General features: G+C 42.4%; 20 protein-coding genes. 12 read left to right on the top strand and 8 right to left on the bottom strand.

Going from position 1 to position 24646, the window contains the following annotated elements; all coding sequences use genetic code 11:
- Nucleotides 1–55: 55 nt before the first annotated feature.
- From AC1ECB_RS22880 to AC1ECB_RS22860, 5 genes are all read left to right on the top strand, one after another.
- Nucleotides 56–2431: a molybdopterin-dependent oxidoreductase gene (locus AC1ECB_RS22880; protein WP_485665948.1), complete on the top strand. Its 2376-nt coding sequence runs from the start codon at nt 56–58 to the stop codon at nt 2429–2431.
- On the top strand, nt 2406–2840 hold the full coding sequence (locus AC1ECB_RS22875; RefSeq protein WP_485665947.1) for a hypothetical protein: 435 nt from the start codon (nt 2406–2408) through the stop codon (nt 2838–2840). The genes AC1ECB_RS22880 and AC1ECB_RS22875 overlap by 26 nt, the downstream gene beginning before the upstream one ends.
- Nucleotides 2841–2940: 100 nt before the next feature.
- Nucleotides 2941–3171, top strand: a complete 231-nt coding sequence (locus AC1ECB_RS22870; protein WP_485665946.1) for a hypothetical protein — start codon at nt 2941–2943, stop codon at nt 3169–3171.
- 91 nt (nt 3172–3262) lie between these two features.
- The gene (locus tag AC1ECB_RS22865) at nt 3263–4123 is read left to right on the top strand and encodes a VOC family protein (protein ID WP_485665945.1); all 861 of its coding nucleotides are present in this window, start codon (nt 3263–3265) and stop codon (nt 4121–4123) included.
- A gap of 652 nt (nt 4124–4775) precedes the next feature.
- Nucleotides 4776–6746, top strand: coding sequence for a methyl-accepting chemotaxis protein (locus AC1ECB_RS22860; RefSeq protein WP_485665944.1), 1971 nt, complete (start codon nt 4776–4778; stop codon nt 6744–6746).
- A gap of 110 nt (nt 6747–6856) precedes the next feature.
- On the opposite strand, the gene AC1ECB_RS22855 is transcribed toward AC1ECB_RS22860, so the two are convergent.
- Nucleotides 6857–7351, bottom strand: coding sequence for a hypothetical protein (locus AC1ECB_RS22855; protein ID WP_485665943.1), 495 nt, complete (start codon nt 7349–7351; stop codon nt 6857–6859).
- Nucleotides 7352–8044: 693 nt separating this feature from the next.
- On the opposite strand from AC1ECB_RS22855, the gene AC1ECB_RS22850 reads away from it, so the two are divergent.
- The 6 genes from AC1ECB_RS22850 (at nt 8045) to AC1ECB_RS22825 (ending at nt 12859) form a co-directional block, all read left to right on the top strand.
- On the top strand, nt 8045–9637 hold the full coding sequence (locus tag AC1ECB_RS22850; protein WP_485665942.1) for an HD domain-containing phosphohydrolase: 1593 nt from the start codon (nt 8045–8047) through the stop codon (nt 9635–9637).
- A gap of 498 nt (nt 9638–10135) precedes the next feature.
- Nucleotides 10136–10273 carry a hypothetical protein gene (locus AC1ECB_RS22845; protein WP_485665941.1) on the top strand — a complete coding sequence of 46 codons (138 nt, stop codon included), beginning with the start codon at nt 10136–10138 and terminating at the stop codon, nt 10271–10273.
- Nucleotides 10267–11304, top strand: coding sequence for a FecCD family ABC transporter permease (locus AC1ECB_RS22840; RefSeq protein WP_485665940.1), 1038 nt, complete (start codon nt 10267–10269; stop codon nt 11302–11304). Before AC1ECB_RS22845 ends, AC1ECB_RS22840 begins: the two co-directional genes overlap by 7 nt.
- 42 nt (nt 11305–11346) lie before the next feature.
- Nucleotides 11347–12138, top strand: coding sequence for an ABC transporter ATP-binding protein (locus tag AC1ECB_RS22835; protein WP_485665939.1), 792 nt, complete (start codon nt 11347–11349; stop codon nt 12136–12138).
- Nucleotides 12139–12274: 136 nt separating this feature from the next.
- Nucleotides 12275–12436 carry a hypothetical protein gene (locus AC1ECB_RS22830; RefSeq protein ID WP_485665938.1) on the top strand — a complete coding sequence of 54 codons (162 nt, stop codon included), beginning with the start codon at nt 12275–12277 and terminating at the stop codon, nt 12434–12436.
- A gap of 195 nt (nt 12437–12631) precedes the next feature.
- On the top strand, nt 12632–12859 hold the full coding sequence (locus AC1ECB_RS22825; RefSeq protein WP_485665937.1) for a hypothetical protein: 228 nt from the start codon (nt 12632–12634) through the stop codon (nt 12857–12859).
- Nucleotides 12860–13460: 601 nt separating this feature from the next.
- Here AC1ECB_RS22825 and glmS read toward each other — a convergent pair.
- The 6 genes from glmS to AC1ECB_RS22795 form a co-directional block, all read right to left on the bottom strand.
- On the bottom strand, nt 13461–13895 hold the full coding sequence (gene glmS / locus AC1ECB_RS22820) for a methylaspartate mutase subunit S (RefSeq protein WP_485665936.1): 435 nt from the start codon (nt 13893–13895) through the stop codon (nt 13461–13463).
- 79 nt (nt 13896–13974) lie between these two features.
- Nucleotides 13975–15426 (bottom strand): hypothetical protein, encoded by a 1452-nt coding sequence (locus tag AC1ECB_RS22815; RefSeq protein WP_485665935.1) that lies wholly within the window; start codon nt 15424–15426, stop codon nt 13975–13977.
- A gap of 56 nt (nt 15427–15482) precedes the next feature.
- Nucleotides 15483–16898: a methylaspartate mutase accessory protein GlmL gene (glmL, locus tag AC1ECB_RS22810; RefSeq protein ID WP_485665934.1), complete on the bottom strand. Its 1416-nt coding sequence runs from the start codon at nt 16896–16898 to the stop codon at nt 15483–15485.
- 277 nt (nt 16899–17175) lie between these two features.
- Nucleotides 17176–17649, bottom strand: coding sequence for a chemotaxis protein CheW (locus AC1ECB_RS22805; protein WP_485665933.1), 474 nt, complete (start codon nt 17647–17649; stop codon nt 17176–17178).
- 19 nt (nt 17650–17668) lie between these two features.
- The gene (locus tag AC1ECB_RS22800; protein WP_485665932.1) at nt 17669–18835 is read right to left on the bottom strand and encodes a methyl-accepting chemotaxis protein; all 1167 of its coding nucleotides are present in this window, start codon (nt 18833–18835) and stop codon (nt 17669–17671) included.
- A 492-nt stretch (nt 18836–19327) separates the two neighbouring features.
- Nucleotides 19328–19999 carry a TMEM165/GDT1 family protein gene (locus AC1ECB_RS22795; protein WP_485665931.1) on the bottom strand — a complete coding sequence of 224 codons (672 nt, stop codon included), beginning with the start codon at nt 19997–19999 and terminating at the stop codon, nt 19328–19330.
- Nucleotides 20000–20978: 979 nt separating this feature from the next.
- Here AC1ECB_RS22795 and AC1ECB_RS22790 point away from each other — a divergent pair.
- Nucleotides 20979–22964, top strand: a complete 1986-nt coding sequence (locus AC1ECB_RS22790) for a methyl-accepting chemotaxis protein (RefSeq protein ID WP_485665930.1) — start codon at nt 20979–20981, stop codon at nt 22962–22964.
- 439 nt (nt 22965–23403) lie between these two features.
- On the opposite strand, the gene AC1ECB_RS22785 is transcribed toward AC1ECB_RS22790, so the two are convergent.
- Nucleotides 23404–24486, bottom strand: coding sequence for a purine-cytosine permease family protein (locus AC1ECB_RS22785; RefSeq protein WP_485665929.1), 1083 nt, complete (start codon nt 24484–24486; stop codon nt 23404–23406).
- Nucleotides 24487–24646 lie beyond the last annotated feature (160 nt).

Below are 24646 nucleotides of genomic sequence, written 5' to 3'. Positions count from 1 at the left end.
AGATAGCCACAATAATAATTAGTTGAAAAGCTAAATTTACAAAGGAGGAAGCTAAATGTCTGCAAAAGAATGGCAGTGGCAGGAAGGCGAATATACTGTAACCCGTTCTACTCATTGGTCAGGACCGGGTTGTCATGATGGGTGCGGCCTACTGTATTACACGAAAGATGACAAATTGGTAAAAGTCGAGGGAGACCTTGATAATCCCTATAACATGGGAAGATTATGTATGCGTTGCCTGAATCAGGTGGAAGCATACAATAGCCCCCAACGTCTGAAATGGCCTTTAAAGCGTGTCGGTGAGCGCGGCGAAAATAAATGGGAACGTATTTCCTGGGATGAAGCTTACGATATTATCGTTGAAAAAGTCAGAGGTATCCAAAAAGAATTTGGCGGAAAGTCAATCGTCGGCATGGAAGGTACCGGGAGAAATATTATCTGGCAGGTACCTTATCTGACTTATGCTGCCTTTGGCAGCCCCAACTATGTGCTGGGATTCCTGAGTGGTGATTCTTGCTATCTGCCTAGAGCTGCGCAGCAGGCTGTTATGAATAGTGACTTCTTCGTTGCTGACTGTGGACAATTTTTTGAAGATCGCTATAATAACCCTGAGTTTAAGTGCCCGGAAGTGATCATGATTTGGGGTAATAATCCGATCATCAGTAATGGCGATGGGTTCTTTGGACATTGGATTGTTGATGAAATGAGAATGGGAGCAAAACTCATCGTTGTTGACCCTCGGTTGACATGGTTGGCAGCGAGAGCAGATTACTGGCTGCAGTTAAGACCTGGAACTGACTGTGCGCTGGCGATGGGTATGCTAAATGTCATTATCAACGAAGATCTTTACGATCATGATTTTGTTGAAAACTGGTGTTCAGGATTTGAAGAATTAAAAGAACGTGTTCAGGAATATCCGACTGACAAGGTTGCTGAAATTACCTGGGTTCCGAAGGAAATCATCGAAGCCGCAGCACGGAGTTACGCTACTGCCAAACCGGCATCTATCCAGTGGGGTCTGGCTATTGACCAACAAGTTACCGGTATTGCGACTGCCCAGGCCGTTAATAGCCTATGGGCGATAACCGGCAATACAGATGTCCCGGGTGGTAACATTATTGCCAAGAGCGGATTCAATGTTGATGATGGCTATAGCTGCGGTTACGGCTGGGTGCCTAAAGAAATCCAGGAAGAACGCTTTGGAAATGAGAAAAATCCTCTTAAAAAGTATGGGTTAGCTTCAACTGCCCATGGGGATACATGCCTCGAGGCAATTGAAAATGGTGGTCATCCGTACCCGGTTAAAATGTTGTGGTTGCAAACCACAAATACCTTTGCCAACATGGCCTCTGAGGCACCCCGCGTTTATGCGGCCATGAAAAAAGTTGACTTCAATGTAGTAGTTGATCTCTTCATGACTCCGACTGCCGTTGCTTGCGCAGATATCGTCTTACCTGCAGGTATGAGTGCAGAACGTGATAGTTTCAGAGCCTGGTTTGCACCGCTGCGTGCCATTACTAAGATTGTTGACTATGAGGAATGCAAATCCGACGAGCAGATTATTCTTGAACTTGGTAAACGTCTGCACCCCGAAGCCTTCCCGTGGGAAACTGTTCCAGATTGGTTAAACTGGAAAATGGGCAATGACAAAGACAAATATCCGGATGCCTTCAAGTATGAATGGTCCGAAGAGGGTAAAAAGTTCCGTGAAAGAGGTAATACTAAAGGTCTTACTTATTCAGAACTTAAGGAAAAAGTTTATATTTACCCCGAATGGCAGTACAAGAAATATGAAAAAGGTCTTCTGCGCCGTGACAGACAGCCTGGCTTCAATACGGCTGACGGCAAGGTTCAATTATATATTGACTTGTTTGACGCATTTGACGTTGATCCGTTGCCGGCTCATGTTGAACCGCCAGAAAGTCCCTATTCAGATCCTGAACTGTATAAAGAGTATCCATTAATTCTAACTTCAGGTGCACGTTCATGGGAATTCTTCCACTCTGAACATCGGCAACAACCAACTATGAGAATGTTCCATCCTCAGCCCTTGGTAGAAATTCACCCTGATACTGCCGAGAAATTGGGTATCCAAGAAGGCGATTGGGTATGGATCGAAAGTAAGCGTGGCAGATGCAAACAAATCGCCACATTAAAGGTTGCAATTGATCCCAGAGTAGTAAGTGCTGAGCATGGTTGGTGGTTCCCGGAAAAAGAAGGAGCCGAGCCGAGCCTCTTTGGGACCTTTGATTCCAATATTAATAACCTGACCTCCCAGTGCCAGAACGGGCCAACTGGCTATGGAGCACCTAACAAAAACTTGCTTTGCCGGATTTATAAAGCAACTGAAGAAAATAGTAAAATAATGCCAGGTGAACAAGTCACCCGAAGAGGAGGATGGGACTATGTCAGAGCTCAACTGCCAGAATAAAGAAGCCAAAGGAAAAGCAGCCGCGTTTCCCCAAGTCAGAGAGGGTTTGGAACGCCTTTTAAAATCAGAGGAGACCTCTGGGAATGGTCTGTTAATTGACTACGAATATTGCACAGGCTGCCATGCTTGTGAAGTTGCATGCATCAAAGAGTTAAATCTTGGTCCTAATCAGTATGGCATCAAGTTGCTGGAAGATGGACCCCGCAAGATGGCTAATGGCAAATGGGATTTGAATTATGTTCCTTTCCCCACCTCACTGTGTGATCTGTGTAAGGACCGAACCGCTGAGGGCAAGATGCCCAGTTGCGTACAGCATTGCCAATCACTGGTAATGAGTTATGGCCCTGTTAAGGAACTAGCTGAAAAAATGGCGAGAAAGCCCAAAATGGTATTGTTTACACCCAAATAAGGTCCGGATTGGGATATAGCTAGTGGTGTACCTGAAGGCAAAGGGATCTTTTCCCTTTGTCTCCAGATAATCATTAATTTTTAATTAAGGAGGAATTAGAATGTTAATTACTGAAGAAGACATCATGAATGCCAAAAAAGCTTTTGAAAATAAGGAAGAAATTGCTGATGAGGCAACAGCTACCCTTTACGCCAAAGCATTAACGCGGAACAGCAAAAAATTTCCGGAATTACCGCAAAAGGTTAAGTATGTTGCATTAAAACAAGCATCAGGTACATATGTTGTAGATTGGAGATCAACAGAAACTTGTTCTGCTGAAGGCAGGCCTTAAGGAACCCGCTAATCATTCGCCTAATAACAACAAAAGGCAGCCTACAACCTTAGTAAAATCACATGTCATTGAATATTAGGGAGATGTTAAAATGTGTTTTAGACCTCCATCTATAGTAAAACCATCAAAATGCCCTGATTGTGGTACAGTAAATCCACCGACGAAAAAAATCTGCAGTAAATGTCAAGCAGATCTTACGATTACACAAATAAACCCTATCAATTGGTTTGATATCCCGGTTAATGATTTGTTGAGAGCTAAGACGTTCTACGAAACAGTGTTTAGCTATTCCCTTACTATCAATGAAACGAAAACGCCAAATAGGGCTTATTTTCCACTTACACCGGCAATAACCGGAACAAGTGGTTCTTTGGTAAAAGCGGATGGATATACGCCTTCGGAAACTGGGTGTATAGTTTATCTATTGGTTAAAGATATTCCGGGAACCTTAGCTAAAATAGAAGCTAATGGGGGAAAAATACTTCAGTCTCAAACAGCAATGGGCGAGCTTGGCTTTATTGCTCATTTCCAGGATTGTGAAGGCAATCGGGTGGGTTTGTATACAACGACAATGGCTGCAAAAATGAATCCTGTCAATTGGTTTGAGATTCCAGTTAATGATCTGATGAAAGCTAAGAATTTCTACAAAACAGTGTTTAGCTATTCTCTTCCTTCCAGTAGCAAAATGGGAAAGTTGGATATGGTTTGGTTTCCAATGAAACCGAAAACCCCCGGAACATGTGGTTCTTTGGTAAAAGCGGATGGGTATATACCTGCGGAAACCGGAAATGTAGTTTATCTGTCGGTTAACGATATTCCGGGCACCCTAGTTAAAATAGAAGCTAATGGGGGAAAAACACTTCAGCCTCAGACGGAACTGGGCGAGCTTGGCTTCATTGCTCATTTCCAGGATTGCGAAGGCAATCGGGTGGGTCTGTACAAGCATAAATAGGGCCAGTGGTAACTTAAAATTTGAAAACCAAAAAGAAGAATCATAGATGCGGCGCAATCTTAGCCCTTCTACGTTTCTTCTTTTTGGTTTTTTGGGTACTAAACTAGGCCGTATTTTAATTATCCATCGTTCTTATATTATGCCAGTCGGGTCGAATTCGAATCAGGCTTTACTAATAATTTCACCAAAATCCTTATTAGGTTCTAGTACGGCGCCACATCTTTTACAAATCTTTTTATCCTTAAGATTTGCACGTCTACATTTTGGACATTTTATAATTTTTTTATTGATGCTTTTGCATATCCCACACTCGTTACAGCTTAAGCACGTGCCCATACAGCTCATCCTCCCTGAGAATTTGGTATACATTTATTTCATCATACCATATTTTTGCATCTTGTTCTTTAAAGTTTTTTGTATGGGTGCAAATTCCGTGAAGGAAAATGCCCCAATAGCAGCAGTTTTTCCGAATAGGCTGGACACCTATGTCGAATCAATTTGGGACATGATTGATTCACAATTAAAGGAATGTGTCCCAACGCCTTAATAGGGGCGCATATTTTCAGGGTTTTTATCTATGGCACAATAAATGCATTTCAAATATATACTGAGCTGAACGGAAAAATGGCTTGTTTATAAACAGGAGGTTACTATGAAAAGCATTCAAACTAAACTAACGGTCACTATACTGACTATCTTCTTGGTAGCAATGAGTATTTTGGGTGGCCTCAACTACTGGAGAGCGCGAACAATTGTCACCGGAGAAATCACAAGCAGCATGGAAAAAATAGCAGAGAATTTCGCACTGAGTATTGGAGATTGGTTGGATAAAGGAATTGTCCATCTTGAAGGGATAGCAAAAGCGCCAGTAGTTCAAAGTGGTAATCTGGATGAGATGGCTCCCTTTTTTGTTCAAGTCAAAAAGGATATGGTCAAATTTGCCACAATTGGATACGTAGCGCCAAATGGAGAAGCAATTGATGCCAAAGGGTTCAAACTAAATTTTGGATCAAAGACTTGGTTTAAAGAGGGAATGAAAGGTAATACTAGCGTATCCGACCCGATTCTATCGCCCTCTGGTGATTTGGAAATTGTACTGGCAGTGCCGATCAAGGTCGAGGGAAAAATTAAGGGTGTAATGTTTGGTGCGATTAGTTTAGCGGATATTAACCAAAAGGTGCTTGAAATTAAGGCGGGAGAGACCGGCTACGGTTTCGTGGTGCAGGAGAATGGTTTAATAATTGTTCATCAGAACAAGGAAATGGCGATGAAGATTAATGTTTTAGAAAGCAAAGAGGCTAGTTCTGCTATAAAGGCAACTTACGAACGTATGGTCAAGGGAGAAAAGGGACTTGCCGAATACGATGATAAAGGTATTGCTACCACAGTGGCGTACGCGCCTGTGCCTAGAACGGGATGGTCATTGGTGGTGAAGGTTCCTACTGCTGAAGTGTCAAAGGAAGTGGCGTCGTTAACGGTAATTTCATTGGTGACAATTATTGTGGTTTTGGTTTTGTCAGGTTTAATTATTGCCTGGTACGCCCGCAATATGACGAAACCCCTCCGCGAACTGGAAATGGCAGCTAACCGGATTGCCGATGGTGATATTTCAATTACAACACTGGATATTAACTCTAACGATGAGATTGGCCGACTAAGCCATAGTTTCGAACAGATGGCCAGGAACCTACGTGATCTTATCCAAAAAATTAGTGGGGCCACAGAGCAAGTAGCGGCTTCATCGCAGGAACTGACAGCTAATTCGGAGCAATCGGCTCAGGCAGCCAGTCAGATTGCCATATCGATCACCAATGTGGCATCGGGAGCCAGTGAGCAATTGGCTGCAGCCAATGATACTACTGCTATTGTAGAACAGATATCGGCTGGTATTCAGCAGATCGCTGCTAATGCTAACCAGGTAGCTGCTCACTCGGCCCAGGCGGCCGAAAGGGCGAAAGACGGTGATAAATCGGTAGAGAAGGCAGTAAATCAGATGGGGCAAATCGAAGAAACAGTCGATGCTTCTTCCCATGTTGTATCAAAGCTGGGTGAACGTTCTAAAGAAATCGGCCAAATCGTCGATACCATCTCTGGTATAGCCGGCCAGACCAACCTTCTGGCTCTTAATGCGGCTATTGAAGCAGCACGGGCGGGAGAACAAGGCCGTGGATTCGCGGTGGTGGCCGAGGAAGTCCGTAAATTGGCTGAACAGTCCCAGGAGGCAGCAAAAAAGATCGCCAAGCTAATTGGGGAAATTCAGGAGGATACTGATAGGGCGGTTGTGGCCATGGACAACGGCACACGGGAAGTCAAAACCGGGGCCGAAGCTGTCAATACTGCAGGCGCTGCTTTTCGGGAAATTGCAGGCCTAGTGACAGGGGTGTCAGGCCAGGTGAAAGAAATTTCGGCAGCCATGCAGCAAATGGCTGCAGGCAGCCAGCATATCGTGAATTCGGTCAAAAAGATTGATGATTTAGGCAAAAAATCGGCAGGTGAGGCTCAGGGAGTTTCGGCAGCTGCGGAAGAACAATTGGCTTCCATGGAGGAAATTGCAAGCTCTAGCCAAGCGTTGGCAAAGCTTGCAGAAGATTTGCAAGCGGCAGTGTCTGAATTTCAAGTATAGAGAAAAAGTATGGAGAAACAAGCCTTTGAAATATCCAAGGGCTTGTTTTTGGTTATGCTGAAATGAACAGGGAAAAATCGAGGATACTGATCTATTGAAATATTTTGCGCCTAATTATAGTTTATTAATTTATGTGAAAGAGCATATTTGTAAGCAGTGATAACTATATTTCTGTTAAAAACTGCTTCTGGATCATTGCCGTAATATGCTCCACCTGGCATACTGCCAGTGGTTTTGTATAAGCATTTTTGAGGGGAATTTCCCCAGATCTCATCGTTTTTTATCAAAATTAAACCGTCCTGGTTCCACTGATTGCTATTGGGGTTAAATGAGCATTTAAAGGTAAATGTTTGTTTTTCATAAGAAATATTATTATTGAAAGTTTGGGTTCTTAATTTATCTAAAGTACTTTCATCTGGTATGCAGATCAAGCTATAGGTCATTTCAAAAAGTGAAGCTTGATCAGCTTTAGATGTTACTTTTGCTTGTAATGATTCTGTGCGAAGATACTTAACAAAGCCGTTTTCCGTAACGGTATATATATCTTCCGCAAAGCATACATTGGTTAACATGGTAAAAATAATTGTGAGCAAAAATTTTTTCATTATAGCATCCCCCTTAAGTTAAACTATTCTCCATTTAAATGTAAAATCCTTCCAATTAAAGGTGTCTAATATCCTGACTATATATTTTTATGTACAATATTCTTGATTATCCAAGCAAGTGGACTAATCAGCCCACCCAGATATTGTCGGCGCGTAATGTCTCCCATCTGTCTGCTGCTTTTGCTATAACAGTTGAAATAGATAGGGACATGGAAGTTGTTACAGGTCTGTCCTTGAGAGAAGAGACATATCTAGCAGAGAAAACTGGTAAAAAGTTTACTTTTATTAGTTCGGCTGCCCAGGATGTTTTTACAGGCTATCTATAAGTTCTAGAGCAGATCAAGTTGAAAAATGTGAGAAAAGCCCCTATCGCGGTTATTTTACCGGGGTAGAGGCTTTTTTATGTACTGTTCCAATTTATGGCATTCGAGTGAGTAAATAAATCCTTGGGTAGGTGAACAAAGCAGGAATTTTGGTAATATGAACAATTGCAGGTAAGCAGCTTTATTTCTTTAGGGAATCTTTAAAACACCTCCTGGATTAATATAGTATAATTACATTAAAAATGCAGATGGTGTCTAGCGAGACAAGTAATTACTTTAGTTTGGTATATTGTGGAGTAAAAATTTTTATGTACGGGAATGACGTTTATCCCATTTTCCCTATACATATAGAAAGGAATGATCTATCTATATGACAAGCAAAAACTATGCAATAAAAATTTCTTTAGTATATTTTGTCTTTGGGGCAATATGGATTTTTTTATCTGATACTATTGTTGGATTTTTATCTTTAAGCAGAGATAGTACAATTTTGTTTTCTGTTATAAAAGGCTGGATTTTTGTTAGTTTATCAGCTTTTCTTATTTATATTATAGCTAACCGATATATACATAAATTAGCTCACACTAACCAGGTGCAACAAGGAATTTTACAATCTATTCCAGATTTAATTTTACGTATTGATTGTAATGGCAATTTTCTTGACTTTAATAAACCGGCTAACTTTGATTCATATCTTTCTACAAATCAATTCCTGGGGAAAAATATTATGGAAATTTTTACCCAGAAATTGGCACTGCAAGCCCTTGATCATATAAAACAAGCCATTAGTAGTGGAAATATACAATTTATGGAGTACCAGCTGCCGCAAAACAATCAAGTACATTATTTTGAAGCTCGTTTTGTCAAAAATGATAATTTCGAGGTAATGGCAATAGTGAGAGATATTACTTATAAAAAGCAAATCGAGCGGAGGTTAGAACTTCTTAGCATAAGGGATTCCCTTACTGAAGTTTACAACCGTACTTATTTTGAAGAGCAGATACTTAAGAGTGGCAGACAAAATGGTAACGTTGGCATTATTGTCTGTGATGTTGATGGTCTTAAATTAATTAATGATACATTAGGGCACTTTTCAGGCGATGAGTTACTCAAAGCTGCAGCCAAAATACTGAGTTCCTGTATATCTTCTCCAGATATTATCGCCAGAATTGGCGGCGACGAATTTGCAATATTGGTGTCAAATCCCGATATTCAAAAAATGGACAAGTTATCTAAGGCAATTAAAATAGCTATTGAAAAATATAATGATACTAACAGCAATTTTCCGTTAAGTCTTTCCAGCGGCTGGGCAATAGGTCATGAGGATATCAATTCGCTGTTTATAGAAGCGGATAACAACATGTATCGGGAAAAAATGCATAAGGGTTTAAGTGCACGTAGTGCAATAGTCCATGCAATGATGCAGGCCCTGGAAGCCAGAGACTATATTGCGGAAGGGCATGCCGAGCGACTGGAAAGCATTGTCGCAAATTTTGCTCAGAAAATACAACTGTCTGACCCCATGCTTGCCGATTTGAAGCTTCTGGCAAAATTCCATGATACAGGGAAAGTAGGTATTCCTGACAATATTCTATTTAAGCCTGGAAAACTAACGCCTGATGAAATTTCTGTTATGCGTCGTCACTGTGATATTGGTTTTCGGATAGCGAAATCAGTGCCGGACTTAGCTCCTATTGCAGATTGGATTTTAAAGCACCAAGAATGGTGGAATGGAAATGGATATCCCCTTAATCTTGCTGGCGAAGAAATTCCATTGGCCTGTCGTATACTTGCGTTAGCCGATGCCTTTGATGCCATGACGAATGACCGTCCATACCGCAAAGCCCTGAGTTATCAAGACGCTATTGACGAAATACGCAAATGTGCGGGAACTCAATTTGATCCAGTTCTTACTGAAACTTTTATTGCCATGCTAACTAATTCGACAAAGATAACCCAATAAGGTTTAAACTAAATTGCCAAGCCTATCCAGAGCGGAAAGGGCTTGGCAATTTAGTTTAAGCGATTTTCGACTGACTAAGTGTCCGGTAAGTTAGTCTGCTTTCCCATGAATTAGTAAACCCAACCCGGCTATTTTTCATTTTGTTCGATAATATAGGAATCAGCTAAGCAATGCAACAATTTCGGTTGAAGATAGGTAAACATAATGTTTAGCGTATCAATGGAAATACCGGAGAACATCGGTGATTTAAAACAAATTTGACGAAGATGTCTTGCAATATTACCGCAACCTTTAGCGATTAGTAACCTTGGTTACCGACATAATCTCTATAAGTGAGTATATTATTGTAAACACAACAACAACAAACAAAATGACAAATAATTAACAACGTGATATCATTTTTGTTTACTTATGGACGATGATGTAATAATATAGCTTTAATGGGAGAATCGTGTCTGAGAAGGGAATGGGGCCTAAGTGTGGGAAAAGCTATCTTCTATGACTATGCAAGAATTGTTTACTGCCTATCCGTATGCGGCTAATTTTTTTCAAGCCTTATCGTTGCCGGTTAAGTCGTTTGACCGGGTTATCCTGATTGATCTAATACCGGTTGAACAGGGGGTGACAATTTGTTAAAAGGCGTTTCCTTGCCAGAGGGAGTTACGATAACGCTGCTACTATTGCCTGTTTTGTTAGTCGGGATATTTTTTGTGTCTTTTGTTGTTGGCAGTTACCCAATTTCCATTGAAACGGTGTTGGCTATTATAGCGGGTAAATTTATTACTCTGCCGCATTACTGGACAAACGACATGGAGACTGTTGTATTTAAGATTCGCCTGCCACGAATTATTGCCGCACTATTGGTTGGCGCTGCTTTAGCCACGTCAGGTGCTGCTTATCAGGGGATGTTCAAAAACCCGATGGTATCGCCGGGTATTTTAGGAGTTTCAGCTGGTGCCAGCCTGGGTGCAGCGCTGGCAATATTGCTTTCGTATAGTAATGTCGGTATTCAGATTGGTGCGTTTATTGGCGGAATGCTAGCTGTAACGATTACCTATTTCATCAGTGTATGGCTCGGACGGAATGGCGACACCATGCTGGTAATGATTCTTACGGGGATTATTGTCGGGATACTGTTTTCTTCCTTTCTTTCCTTAATTAAATATGCAGCCGATCCTTATACTAAATTGCCGACGATAACATATTGGCTGATGGGCAGTTTGGCTTCGATCAATATAAATGATGTGGAAGTGGCCAGTATCCCTATCGTCTTGGGGTTAGTGGCAGTAATGTTAGTCAGATGGAACCTGAATGTTATGTCGTTTGGCGAAGAAGAAGCAAGCGCATTAGGTGTAAACACCGGCAGGGTGAGATTTGTGGTCATCCTGTGTGCCACTATGATGACTGCTTCAGCGGTCGCGATAAGCGGGATGATTGGGCTAGTCGGCTTGATTGTGCCTCATCTGGCGCGAATGCTTGTTGGTCCGGATTATAAAGTGTTATTACCAGCAGCGATGTTGCTGGGAGCCTGTTTTTTACTGTTAGTGGATAATCTGGCCAGAACGCTGTATGCTGTGGAAATTCCGCTGGGTATTCTTACATCACTGATTGGCGCGCCATTTTTTCTCTATTTATTGATCAACACGAAAAAAAAGGGCTGGGTTTAAGACAGGCATCATGAGAATAAGCTGTTGAAAGGATTGAATAGCATGAAATTAGAGGTAAAAAATGTTTCTTGCGGCTATGCCGACAAGACAGTAATCAGCGACATATCACTTACCGTGGGATGCGGTGAGTCGCTATGTATTTTAGGGCCAAATGGTATTGGCAAGACCACACTTTTTAAAGCAATGTTAGGCTTTATTAAGCTGCAGTCCGGACAAATCCTTGTGGACGAAGAAGACATCAGCCGTTGGGAGCGGCGGAATTTAGCCAGGAAGTTGGGCTATGTTCCGCAAGCGCATAATCCCCCTTTTCCTTTTAAGGTCATTGAAGTGGTAACGATGGGAAGAACGGCTCATTTGTCGTTTTTCTCATCACCAACCAGGCAGGACAGGGAAATTGCCGAAGAGGCGTTGAAAACCCTTGGAATAGTGCAGTTAAAAGACCGTATCTATACGCAAATAAGCGGTGGGGAAAGGCAACTTGTGCTGATTGCAAGGGCGTTAGCGCAGCAGCCGGCTTTTTTGATTATGGACGAACCTACGGCCAATCTTGATTTCGGGAACCAAATCAAGGTTTTGAATCAAATCAAAAAGCTGGTGAAAAATGAAAACTTGGGGGTAATCATGACAACCCATTTTCCTAATGATGCCTTTTACTGCGCATCGAAGGTGGCAGTAATTGAAAAGGGCAATGCTTTTCGAATTGGGACTGCTGAAGAAGTGATTACTGAAGATTACTTAAAAGCTGTTTACGGGGTTGATGTACAAATAATCAGTATCGGGGAAAAACATGACGGTCGAAGAGTTTGTATTCCGGTTTCTTCCAATTGCGGCTGATTACGTTATTTAATGATTTCACAGATCAGGAAGTGGAAGCGTTGCTTTGCATAAAAACCTCCCCTTGGGCTAATGACATAACACAATCTGACTCATGAGCCGCATATGATAAAGTAACATAAGATGGAGGTTAATTATGAATAAAGAAAAAATCAAAAATGCGCTTGATGATGTTGGACGTAAAGCTAACTATGTTATAGATGACTTCGCTGCTTTCCATAATTTTGAAACGTGGCAAGTGTGGTTTGCTATTGCTATTGTAATTGTACTGATTGTGTTAATGATTACATTCATTTGATAAGCGGTATAAAAATAGCGCCGCACGGTGGCGGCGCAAAAGGGAGAAGAACGAATATATGATTAGCTTAACCAAGTGCCCAGGCGGCTATACTGCTTGGCGTTATTTTATTATGCGTACTGGGGTGGCTGTTTTACCAGCTCGCATAATTTTTCTTGGTTTTTTAGGTGTATAGTGCTATAATATATCCATATTATGGAAATCGAGGGATGTGATAGTATAGTTACTGGTATGGAAGAGACATTAATAGAAAAATTAACGGTACGTATACGAGAACAGCTAGTGGTAAAAGGGATTACTGATTTTAAGATTGCCGACGGTAATTTTTATTTTGCAAATGCTGCTGAAAAGACTAGAGCAAATGTCATTATCCGTGATTACTTAACTGATTTGCTTGATAATGATGCAGAAAGTTTAATGTAGTTAGCCGGCCTGCCGGGTTCGTCCTGGTGGGTGACTTTTTTGTTGATATTTGTATTAAGGCCATAGTATTATATGTGGATTACAGCAATCGAATGGCCGGCATAGTCGGTAGGGCCGGCAGTAATAAGGCCGGCAATGATACGGACGACAATTAAACGGGATGCAACACTGACGAAGGTATTGTTGTTCATTCCATTCGGTTATTTCGGGATATTCCACAGCCTTCCATTTTTTGTGGTCCATAATATAACTCCTTTGTTCTGATATTACATGATATGCAGATAAATCTGCTTCGGCGCTAATTACTTGGGTAATGGGTTATGCAACTCCAGTTACGGCGATAGTTACCTCCCATTATGGGATTTATTGCGGCTCTCGCCATAACCTTTCGGCCAGCATGGGCTGGATTTTTATCGCCGCTTTACGCTATAATGTCAGCCAAAGTGTACGTCAAGGATTGCCGGCAGAATAGGAATGGTTTTGTGCCGTTGGACTCCTTGTTACGTTATTTTGGCTATATAATTGAAGTGTTAAATCTTCTCCGTAAATTGAAAGAGGAATAGCCGAAAGCTTTGCATTTACTATTCTTGGAAAAAATCTATTAGGCGATACCCAGATCTTCTTTCAAAGCTTTAACCACTTCTGCTGCAGTTGTAGAAACCCGGAAAACCCGGTTGAAACCCATTTCCCGGAACCGGCGTTCAATCTCAGGCCAATTCTTATCAAGCTCAAGCGGAGCGGCAACAGTACCACCTACATATAGGATGATATCCTTCAAGCCAGCCTCAATGCACTTTCCCCTAAACCCTTCGCAGTCTAGGAGACCCATCCCGTACATTGACGAAATAAGGATAGCATCAGCATTGATTTCTATTGCGGCGTTGATGAATTCTTGTTGTGGAACGACTGCACCCAGGAATGCAACCGTAAAGCCCGCATCCTTAAATATCTTTTGAAGCACCCAACCACCGATCATATGTGCATCGGCTCCGATGGTGCCGATAACTACACTTTTATTAACCATTCTTTGTTCCATTTTTCCCCTCCTATGATTGGTGAATTTTAATTTTTATATCTTTTTTTATATAAAAAACTCATCTGACAAATTTGTGTCACTACTTCGCAATCCTAGAAGCAAATTGCAAATCCTGCACCACCATGTCAAAGTTCAGCTCCCGGCCTTCTTTTTTGGCTCTTTCGGCAAGTTTTGTTTTGTGATACTCTTTAACATCGGGCGGCAGGGGAATATCGCCAGTATTAAAATACCTTACAGCGCCTTGGGCATCGCGCATGACTGTAACATTTCCCTTATTGTACTTCCAGGGAGTAAGCATAGTATCGACCCATCCAGCCTCGACGCCTCTGCACATGCCGACCGCCATATCGCCGTCGCCGGCTTCCAGGCACTTCTCCATTAGTGCTCTTACTTCCGCTTCGATCATTGCTTCTTCCAGCCTCAGCGCCTCGTTGTCCGGAATTTTCTGGGTACCCATCAGAGTAATAAGATGCCGTGCAATTCTTACCGACATGGCCATGCTTTCCTTGGTCGGCGTTGCAAACGCTTCGTCCTGACATTTCAGGATGACTCCGGTAGCACCGCACATTATTGTGATTATTGCATTCCAAGCGATCATGGCGTTTGCTTCTTCCGCCCGTGGAGGCCAGGCACCCAAGAACGGGAAACCTCCGGTAAAGAATTCCACATTATAGCCAAAGCGGTTACAATATTCGTTACTGAGCTTTTCCGTAACCCTGATCATGGCAATATCCTGAATCAGATTCATATTCTGACCAAGCTCCAGGAATTGATACCTCACCCCTTGCTCAGCGGCAAGCAAAGATTCGGAGACATTTACGAAGCACCGATAGCCTGCACTGTCGTATCCGGAGAGATTGCTGGGATTCCATGGGCATATAGGCACGCCGTTTTCTGTGTATATGCCTGCAAGGCGCGCTTCATACTGGTTTATTCTGATTTCTTCTTCTAAAGGTATGTTCTTGCAATGAGCTATTACTTCCTGAAGCGATCGAACAAAACAAGAGTTCCACCCGGCCGCCAAGGCAATCTCCGCGGCCAGTCGCCCGTCTTCGTCGGTTGAATTGAAACTGAGAGGCACTTTGGTCGCCTTCATAATCCTACGCGCCTCCTCGACACCGAAATTTACTATGGGCCAGCCGTTGAGCATGGACATACCCTCTTGTTTACTACGCTCGATGCCGGCCTGAGCACTCTTAAAGTCTAGTTTCCGGGTGTAAGAGTCAGAGTAAATAAGCCACGCACCGCTACTGGCTAAATCCGAATTCGCTTCCACATACTCTAATCCCTCAATTGTATATTCGGTAAGAGCCCGTCCAAACTGAGGTATAAGTAGGTGTGCTCCCTTCTCCTTCGCTTCTTTCAGCTTCATTGCAAAATTTTTACCATGGGATAATTCTTTCGCGATCTCAATACACTCGCTTAGATTCTCGACGCCTTTTCCCGTTGCCCACATGGGAAGAACTTCTTCATTCCGAATTTTGAAAAATTCTTCATCGGTTAGCCTTTTGTTTTTGATTTTGATCGCCATTTTTTCATCTCTCCTTATGTGTCAATATGCGTTACTGTGCGTAGCATACTTTTTGGTTAGAGTACGGTTGGCTTTAAATACTTCTTGGCAATCCTTAGTGCTTGATCCGGATATTTTTCAGCCAATAATCCAATTCCGTATAGAATATAGTTACTATCCAAGTATGCTTTGGGTTCCTGAGGTTTCAGGCTCCATGGCGTTTCCGCACTGAATAACGCTGATTGCAATACTCTTTCTGGATGCAAGCCATATTTAAATATGCCGCCGGTTCCAATAATGTTTTCTGTTTTGAGGAAATTCTTCCCATGTTGGACAACGACTTCCCCGACAACTGTCCACTCTTTTTTTACAGTGCCAGCATGGCGCTGTACGGCCATTGACGTAGCAAATCCGGCTAAGGCGATATCTAAGTTACACTCAATATCATTTGCCGGAACAGAACCAACATTATTTGATATTTCCCTGACATAGTTAGTAATATCAATTTGCTCACCATCAAGGGACGAAACGAGTGTTTTCAATTTTGCTAAAAACCTTTCATTGCCAACATGATCATAAATTGTTGGAGCATTATATCTGATCCCCAGATCTCCCTCGACCGTTCTTTTTACCCTTGTTTCAGGCAACCCTTTAATAATTGCTTGATAAGTTACAGGCAAATTGTCAATCACTGAATGAATATTAGTTGTAGCCCCACCTACCTCGACAACAACCACACTGCCTATTCCAGGCTCATTTTTAGTTCCATCAGCTAGCAGGGTTGCTGCTTGAAGCGTTGCCTTAGGGGTGGGTATGATAACATCGCCAATTAGGCATTGAGCCTTATCTAATCCTTTCGCTTTAGTGATATGGTCGATAAAAATTTCACGAATCTTTTTTTGCGCAGGCTCCACGTCCAATATATCAAGACTTGGTAAAACATTTTTGGCCGAATAGACTTTCTTGCCCGCTTCTTCCAGAATAGTGCTCACTTGACTTGTAACAGCACGATTGCCGGCAACTAATATTGGAGATTTGATATTGGATTGGGCCAGTAGCTTTGCATTGTGAACAATTACATTTTGATCTCCGCCGTCGGTTCCACCACACAAAAGTATCATGTCACATTTTGCGCTCTCAATTTCGTGAACGATTTGTTTATTAATCTCAAAACCATAGGAACAGGTAACTTTTGCCCCTGCTCCTAGCGCAGCCCGGCGGGCAGCCTCTAGTGTCAGCTCTGGAACAAGTCCGATTGCTGCCATTTTCAAACCGCCGGCTGCACTGCTACTGGCGTAGCTGTCCTGGATTTGGGTTTCATCTATTTCACAGGTTTTAAATAAATAAGATAGAGCGTTGTTGAGTCCGATGGTAACGTCGGTAACCACAGTTGTAGGCGCTTGTGCTCTGCCGATAACGATTTCTTTTTCAATATCGACAGCAATTACTTTTGTATAAGTGCTTCCAAAATCGATTAACAGGTGTACACTCATATGCATCTATCCATTCTTATTTGAGTTTTGAGCCATATGTTTTCGGGATCTGGGACAACACTGAAGATCTGCCGGCATTTACCGCTTATACCTGGAGTCGAAGTCAGAAAAAAACTGATGGCAGCCTCCGCATTTTGGATGGAGAAACCGGTAGGCTTACTGGCTTTTGAAGCCTGACCCCGCACATTGGAGCAAACTAAGAGGCGTCAAACGTTTTTGGTCAGCAGATGGGTCCTAACTTCCCTAAGAGGCTACACAAGCTTGTCTCTTAGGGAAGTTACGCACCCAAAGTTGCCATTTTCGTTTGTTCACTTTCAGTCAAAATCTTAAAAATGTCAATGGCAATAATAAGCCGATCATCCACGTTACCAATGCCAAGGATAAAGTTGGATTTCACTCCACTGGCTATTGATGGCGCATTTTCGATATTTTCCGCAGAAATCTGAACAATTTCCAAAACGTCGTCGACAATGACGCCGCATTTTTGGTTATTCATGTTTACGACGACAATCCGCGTAGTGTCTTTGATTCCGGTTGTACCCAGATTGAAGCGCTTTTTGAAGTCGAGTACAGGGATGACCTCACCGCGCAGGTTCATGATCCCGTCGATGAAATCTGGCATGTCCGGCAGTTTTATCATCTTTCCCGGCCGAGTAAGTTCATACACCTGGCTGATAGGAATACCGTATTCATAAGACTTATCGTTTGCTTCCAGTATGTACACGACAAGGGTCAAGCCTTCCTTTGCCATGTTTTTTGCACCTCCTCTGCTACAGGTTTGCTGCCGTTGCCGTTAATTTATTAGCTAAACTTGTCATTTCTTCAATTGTTGCGTTTACTTCCTGGACAGCGGCTGAAGTTTCCTCTGTCACGGCCAGGGTCGACTGTGATGCGTCAGCTGTCGTATTCATCGATTTTTCGATTTGCTGAGTAAGTTCTTTGATTTGGACAACCGTTTTTTTCGATTCTTCCGATAATTTGCGTATTTCCTCAGCTACAACGCCAAAACCTCGGCCAGCGTCACCTACTCTTGCCGCCTCAATGGACGCGTTCAGGCCGAGCATCTTAGTTTCGTCAGCAATTTCCTTGATAAATCGCATAACATTGTTGATATTGTCCAACTGTTCTTTTACTTTCCCAATTTCTTCGTGCAAGTTGCTTTGGTTGCTGCTAGCTTCATTAGTTGCCACTGTGATTTGCTGAATAGAGGCCGACACGCCGGTTAATCCCTGATCCAATGTATTGGCGATTGCTTTAAGGTCTTTGGCCAGTTTGCGGGGCAGTACCACTGTAAACCCTCCTAATACAGCCCCGGTCTTATCGTCAAAAAATGGTGCTGTTGCGGAAAGAACCGGAACTCCATATACGGATTCGTCAACCTCTTTAGTGACGAGCTGTTTTTGTTTGAACACTTGTTCCTGACTGCTGCCTTCCCTGACCGGCGTGTTTACCTGAATATCCGGTATATCAAACTTTTTTGATCCCTGACGCTTTGCGTATTTATCTTTGGTAGAAAGGCATAGCATACCACCCTCTGGCAGCATATCGGCTAATACAGGGGCAAACGTATCAAAAGCCTGAACAATTTTATGCTCACGGGGAGAGCCCATTGCCCACGATCCGATAATTTCACTGTCGGTATCGTTCCATACAGGTCCGCCAAGGGCGCATACCCGTTTGCCATAAACCTCCCGCGGTATTTCAAACTGCATCGGACGGCGGGCCTGGATGATCTTGGCGGCCAAACCATCTTTGCTAAAGTGATTGCCTACATCAAGGCCGGGAAAGTCGAAGTTTTCAGTATGCTTGTAAGTCACCTCCGTCAAATCGGTTGCAAAGAAGACCGCCCCATCCTCGAACATATGGAAGGCAATCTGAATAAATGATTTAATAAATTCCAATTCTTTTGCATGGACATGCAAATTTTCAAAATCCATTTTCGTTCATTCCTCTCTAATTGATTTTTTATGTGCTTATGCCAAAAGGCTGCTTACGTTCGACCTGCTATCATCACCTTTCCATTAATTTATTTACCTTTTGGATAATACAACCCGTAGTTTGGAATAATGCAACATAATACATTTCTATTTCCTAATTTGTTATAACTTAATATTTCATGATTATAATTCAATTTTTTCAATAAATTTCCTCCCCGCGGCATGCAAAAAACAAAAAAATATGATTTAAATTCATAATGGGACTTACTGACAAACATGAAATTTGTTGGAAACAAAAGCTTTAAAAGAATTCTCGTTGAAATTAGATAATAATGGACTGTTAATACTAACTTTTTTAGATATATACTATAAAAAAGAATATCAGCAGGTCTTATGGAGTACACATAAGTTTTCTGTAATGGGGACATAATAAAGGATTACTATTTCGTTGCAATAAAAAAAGAGGCCGCAATTAGCGGCCCCGAGTTATTACTATTCTTGTTTTTGCGGAAGTTTATCGTCTGTTCCACCCATTCTTGCTACAAGATATATCGAAAGTGCAACGGCAATTAAGCCGCCAGTAACTGTGATGGGAGTCAAATAGTGACTGGGTAAGTACTCGTACAGGCCAAAGAGGCCAAACAAAATAAAGATAATAGCGGCAAACCATTTAACTGCTCGTTCGGGAATTCTCTTTCCAAGAACGATACCGATTATTATACCGATGCCGTCAGCAATCAGCATACCAGCGGTCGTTCCCAGCCATACTGGAATAATTGTGTTAAATTGAGCTGCTAACGCAACGGTTGCTAACTGAGTTTTATCACCCATTTCAGCAATAAAAAATGCAATAGCTACTGTCCAAAACGGGCTGCGTTTTGAAGCCTTATCTTCGTCATCAAGTTCATCACCCCTGATTGTCCAAAGACCGAAGATAATAAAAGATACAGCTGCCGCAATTTGAATGGTATTCATGGGGATAAAGTGAGTAAGGTAGCTGCCTACGACTACGGCAAATAAATGGTTGAGAATAGTGGCAACAAATACGCCCCACATTACTGTTTGCCACTTGTAGCGGGTAGCAAGGGCCATAGCCAACAGTTGCGTTTTATCGCCCATCTCTGCAAGAACTACAAACACGAGAGCAGTTAAAAATGCAGTCATGATCATCCTCCTAAATTGTAGTATATATAAAAAACGAGACCTTTAGTATGACAATAATAGCCATACTAAAGGTCTCGCTAATTGACAATTCGTCAACAACAGAGCCAGATGATTACTCATCAGTATGTTGACTCTGTTCTATGAGCTACTCCCCTTTAGGAGTGTAATATTTGCTATTATATTACAATAAACAAGCGGGAATGTCAATATGGACATTCCCGCTTGTTTATTAGGGCCTACTACTTTTTTATGATAGTTAGTCGCATGGTTTTGACCTTTAAAAAACGGGGGATTTTTATTTTACTTAGTCGCAAAGCCAGCCGATCAAGCATAAATTGTAATATACCTTAGTGAAGGAGCAAAGGAGGTTTATTTATGGGGCGCGGTTTTGGTGGATGTGGAGGTCATGGTGGTAGTTGGTTTATAATTATAATTATCATAATCTTGTTATTTTTCTGCTTCAATGATGACTGTAGCTCAATCTGCTAACATAGGTTACTTATAGTAAATTCACAACTGATTTGAAGTGCGGTCCGCTTATATTGGTTGTGCTGTAGCCGTTTACCTTCGGGTGGACGGTTTCCCTATTTTCCATTCTTTTCTAAAGTAATTCTAAAAATAGGTATATATAATTCTAAACATAGAAAAATTCCTAGAAGGCAATGCCTTTCTGTTGAATATAAATTTGTATATTCCTCTCTCATATAAAAGTACTCTGCAATTGGTCATGGTTGCGGGGTACTTTTATATTTTGTAAGTTTCGATTCGTTTCGTTAAGTTCTTAGCGGAAAATATAATTATAAAAAAGGATTACCGGTATTTGGTTTTGAATTTACAATAAAGATATACGGAGTAAGCAGCTACTTTTCCACATGGCGAAAATACAATATGTGACAATTAAGTCATAAATTATATGTTATAATATAAACTTCGATAGTAGACTGACGTATTAATAATTAGTATCTCGGGGGGATGGAAAATGAAGCGTTCGTTAGGTATAAAGCAAAAATTGGTTATCTATACTACCTTATTCATCGCCGTTGCTGTTTTGGCAGTTGCGGTGCCTGCACTTTATTTCTTTACGATGAATATGGAAAAAAAGTTCGAACTGCAAGCAAACCAAGGGTTAGAAGGTCTAACTAGTATTTTAGAAGGTTATAAGAGCGATGCAGCAATTTATGCGACACTTTTGAGCCGCCATCCCGAGGTTGTTAAAGCAGTGGAGGCGCGGGATTCGGCTGCGCTAGTACAGATTATTGGACCATTGGCTAAAGCGGCTAAACTTGATTTGGTTACTGTGTCAGATGAGAATGGCGTGGTAATCGCTCGGACACATGACCCGAAAAAAGGTGATAGTGTGATGAATCAGGTCAATGTGCAGCAGGCTCTCAAAGGTACGACATTTGCAGCTATTGAGTCAGGCACGGTTGTAAAGCTGTCGGTTCGGGCGGGGGCACCAGTGCATAATGCCGAAGGACGGGTTATCGGCGTAATAACACCTGGTTACAATGCTAGTCGGGATGAGATCGTCGATAAGGTCAAGCAGCTGTTTGGTGTTGATATCACCGTATTTCTGGGCGATGAACGGGTTGCCACAACGATTATCCAGGATGGCCAACGGGTAATAGGCACTAAACTGAATCCTGTAATTGCCGAAAAGGTACTGAAGCAGGGGCAAAAATATGTTGGTCGTGCTGAAATTATCGGTAAGGAATACATAACGACATATTTGCCGTTGGTGGGACCTGAGGACAAAGCCATCGGGGTAATGTTCGCAGGTAAAAATATTTCGGAACTTAACGTTGAAAAAAATAAGATGATGCTGAGTATTGGCGCGATTGCGCTTTGTGCCTTAGGTATTGGAATGTTTTTAACCTTTTTATTGGCTAAGGGTATTACAACTCCGATCAGCCACTTGGTGGAAGGTGTAGGCAAAGTGGCTGCAGGCGATCTTACCCAAAAAGTGATAGTTACTTCCAGTAATGAGATCGGTGTTTTGGCTGGTCACTTCAACGTTATGGTGGATCAGCTGAAAGCGTTAGTGACACGCGTGAGTGGTATAGCAGGAAACTTGTCCGCAGCGAGTGAAGAACTTACAGCCAGTGCCGACCAGACAGCCCAGGCTGCCAACCAGGTTGCTATTACTATTAGTGAAGTCGCGAATGGTGCTGAAAAGCAGCTGAAAGCTGTTGATAATACTGCTTTGGTCGTAGATCAAATGTCAGCAGGGATACAGCAAATTGCGGTCAATGTTAATACGGCTGCCGATACTTCAAGAAGATCTACGGATTCAGCTCAAACGGGCAGTGCGGCTGTGGAAAAAGCTATGAATCAGATGAGGCAGATTGAAGACGTTGTTATCAATTCGTCTCAAGTAGTCACTAATCTAGGAGAACGATCTAAGGAAATTGGACAAATTGTGGATACCATCTCTGGCCTCGCGGGGCAGACTAACCTGTTGGCTCTAAATGCCGCCATTGAGGCAGCGCGGGCAGGCGAACAGGGGAAAGGCTTCGCTGTTGTAGCAGATGAAGTCCGAAAATTGGCCGAACAATCAAATGAGGCGGCAAAACAGATCGCTGAACTGATCTCTATAATTCAACAAGATACTGACAGTGCGGTAGTGGCGATGACCGAAGGAACCAAAGAAGTCCATGTGGGTTCGGAAGTTGTGAGTGAGGCAGGCCGGACTTTCAAGGAAATATTCCGATCAATCACTGAAGTAACAACTCAGATTGGTGGAATATCAGAGGTCACAGCGCAGATGGTGAGCGGTAGCCAGCAAATAGTAACTGCAGTACGCGCTATTGATACCGTAAGTAAGGAGGCAGCAGGGCAGACACAAACAGTATCTGCTGCCGCTGAAGAGCAGTCTGCCACTATGGAAGAGATTGCATCTTCTAGCCAAGAGTTGGCGAAGATGGCAGAGGAACTGACAGAGACTGTCAGTAAGTTCAAGATATGATGTAATTTGCGGAGGCCTTATAAAACAAGGGGTGTCAAGTAGAAAACCCGGCACAGGCGGCCGTACTGTTTACGCCCGGTGGCACCCCACGTAACTTCCGTAATCCCCCTGGCCTTTGCCGGAAAAAGCGTTCCGCAGGAGAAAAGCCGGACGGTATTCCGTTAAGAAATCCGTACTGTCTGAGCGTAGCGAGTTTACGAATTTTAGGAATATCGTCCGGCTTTTCAGCTTTTGGAGGCGTGAGACCTTTTGTTACTTTTGGGGCAATGCCAAAAGTAAAACCCCTTTCTTTGTATTCGATTGACTGGATATCTGATGTGCGCAAATCCCAAGGCCCGCGATAGCGGGTCTTGGGATTTGTCAGGAAGGCAGTGATATGTAAAGCAGCCTCAGTCGGCTGAAAGTCCGACTGAGGCTGCTTTAATTACTTTATTATCAATTAGTCTTCCGGGTAAATCATCTTATCAGGAGCTACATTGCAACGTTTTGCCCAGGGATAATAGATGAAGGCAGTTGCAAGTAGGCCAACAATCCAGGAAATGTCGGTACCTCCTAGCATCTTGGTAATGGGGCCTGTGTACATGGCTTGAGCCATGAATGGGATTTGTATCAGTACACCGATAAAATAGGATACAAGAGCAGGTGCATTCCATGCACCGTAACGCCCTTGGGGATCATATAAGGCAGGAATATCAATATTTTCTTTTGAGATCAAATAAAAGTCAATGAGATTAACAGAACTCCACGGAGTGAAGACCATAAGCAGAACCAAGACGAAGTTCTTGAAAAGATTGAGGAAATCCTTGCTGGCAAAGAGGGCAATACAGACCGAAGCTGTGATCATTGCCACTATAAAAAGGGCACGTTGGGTTGTCGAAGTACTTTTTTTACCACTAAGCGCAGTGGTAATTGTCAATAATGACATGAAGGAACCGTAGGCATTAAGCGTATTAACTGTTAGTTTGCCAATGACTATGACCATGTAGATTAGAACGGCAATGATTCCGATTCCCGCTAGTTCACCTAAATAACCTACCTGGTTTTTCAGGAAATTTCCGCCGTACCCCGCTAAGCTGGCTGCACTAATAATGACGCCAAGTGTCATCGCCCATTGGGTGCCGATAACGGTTCCCAGAAATGTATTCCAGAATGTGGCCGACTGGGGTGTGCTGCGCGGCAGATAACGGCTGTAGTCAGCGACATAAGGACCGAAGGTGAGCTGCCAGCCTGCCGAGAGGGAAACGGCCAATAGGAAGGTGGTCAATTCGAAAGGTTTTACACCGAATAGGGATGCAACGGGGAATTTTACAAATGCCATAATTGTAAGGTAGCTAAAACCGAGAAGACCTGTGATGGTAGCAATCCTGCCTAGAACATGGATATATTTGTATCCAAGAAGTGCCAATAGTATTGTGAGGCTGCCAAATATTATAATACCTACAGCTGGCGTTTCGACGCCGAGGATGCCGTTTATAGCCTGTCCAGAAAGCACTGTGCCGGTTGTAGCGAAACCGAGGTACATAAGTACAGCTAAGAATCATTGACTGAGCAGAATTTGTGTCTCTTTCTTGGATTAATTTTTGATCGAAATGAACTCTCTTTGTTGAAGAACTCCTTTCGTAACATATTTTTTTGATTCTTAAACCATAGTATAATCATTAGCTGTCTAAAAAACGTCGATT

This window comes from Sporomusa sp. 246TCP1, assembly GCF_057319775.1.
Note: the sequence above shows the minus strand (reverse complement) of the source record. Positions and strands in the feature narration are given on the sequence as shown.

What these genes read in the sequence shown, in the direction of transcription:
- AC1ECB_RS22850 (WP_485665942.1), top strand. Translation starts at nt 8,045, where the DNA reads ATGACAAGCAAAAACTATGCAATAAAAATTTCTTTAGTATATTTTGTC.
- AC1ECB_RS22875 (WP_485665947.1), top strand. Translation starts at nt 2,406, where the DNA reads ATGTCAGAGCTCAACTGCCAGAATAAAGAAGCCAAAGGAAAAGCAGCC.
- AC1ECB_RS22870 (WP_485665946.1), top strand. Translation starts at nt 2,941, where the DNA reads ATGTTAATTACTGAAGAAGACATCATGAATGCCAAAAAAGCTTTTGAA.
- AC1ECB_RS22855 (WP_485665943.1), bottom strand. Translation starts at nt 7,351, where the DNA reads ATGAAAAAATTTTTGCTCACAATTATTTTTACCATGTTAACCAATGTA.
- AC1ECB_RS22825 (WP_485665937.1), top strand. Translation starts at nt 12,632, where the DNA reads ATGGAAATCGAGGGATGTGATAGTATAGTTACTGGTATGGAAGAGACA.
- glmL (WP_485665934.1), bottom strand. Translation starts at nt 16,898, where the DNA reads ATGAGTGTACACCTGTTAATCGATTTTGGAAGCACTTATACAAAAGTA.
- AC1ECB_RS22845 (WP_485665941.1), top strand. Translation starts at nt 10,136, where the DNA reads ATGACTATGCAAGAATTGTTTACTGCCTATCCGTATGCGGCTAATTTT.
- AC1ECB_RS22880 (WP_485665948.1), top strand. Translation starts at nt 56, where the DNA reads ATGTCTGCAAAAGAATGGCAGTGGCAGGAAGGCGAATATACTGTAACC.
- AC1ECB_RS22830 (WP_485665938.1), top strand. Translation starts at nt 12,275, where the DNA reads ATGAATAAAGAAAAAATCAAAAATGCGCTTGATGATGTTGGACGTAAA.
- AC1ECB_RS22800 (WP_485665932.1), bottom strand. Translation starts at nt 18,835, where the DNA reads ATGGATTTTGAAAATTTGCATGTCCATGCAAAAGAATTGGAATTTATT.
- glmS (WP_485665936.1), bottom strand. Translation starts at nt 13,895, where the DNA reads ATGGAACAAAGAATGGTTAATAAAAGTGTAGTTATCGGCACCATCGGA.
- AC1ECB_RS22795 (WP_485665931.1), bottom strand. Translation starts at nt 19,999, where the DNA reads ATGACTGCATTTTTAACTGCTCTCGTGTTTGTAGTTCTTGCAGAGATG.
- AC1ECB_RS22860 (WP_485665944.1), top strand. Translation starts at nt 4,776, where the DNA reads ATGAAAAGCATTCAAACTAAACTAACGGTCACTATACTGACTATCTTC.
- AC1ECB_RS22785 (WP_485665929.1), bottom strand. Translation starts at nt 24,486, where the DNA reads ATGTACCTCGGTTTCGCTACAACCGGCACAGTGCTTTCTGGACAGGCT.
- AC1ECB_RS22790 (WP_485665930.1), top strand. Translation starts at nt 20,979, where the DNA reads ATGAAGCGTTCGTTAGGTATAAAGCAAAAATTGGTTATCTATACTACC.
- AC1ECB_RS22815 (WP_485665935.1), bottom strand. Translation starts at nt 15,426, where the DNA reads ATGGCGATCAAAATCAAAAACAAAAGGCTAACCGATGAAGAATTTTTC.
- AC1ECB_RS22805 (WP_485665933.1), bottom strand. Translation starts at nt 17,649, where the DNA reads ATGGCAAAGGAAGGCTTGACCCTTGTCGTGTACATACTGGAAGCAAAC.
- AC1ECB_RS22865 (WP_485665945.1), top strand. Translation starts at nt 3,263, where the DNA reads ATGTGTTTTAGACCTCCATCTATAGTAAAACCATCAAAATGCCCTGAT.
- AC1ECB_RS22835 (WP_485665939.1), top strand. Translation starts at nt 11,347, where the DNA reads ATGAAATTAGAGGTAAAAAATGTTTCTTGCGGCTATGCCGACAAGACA.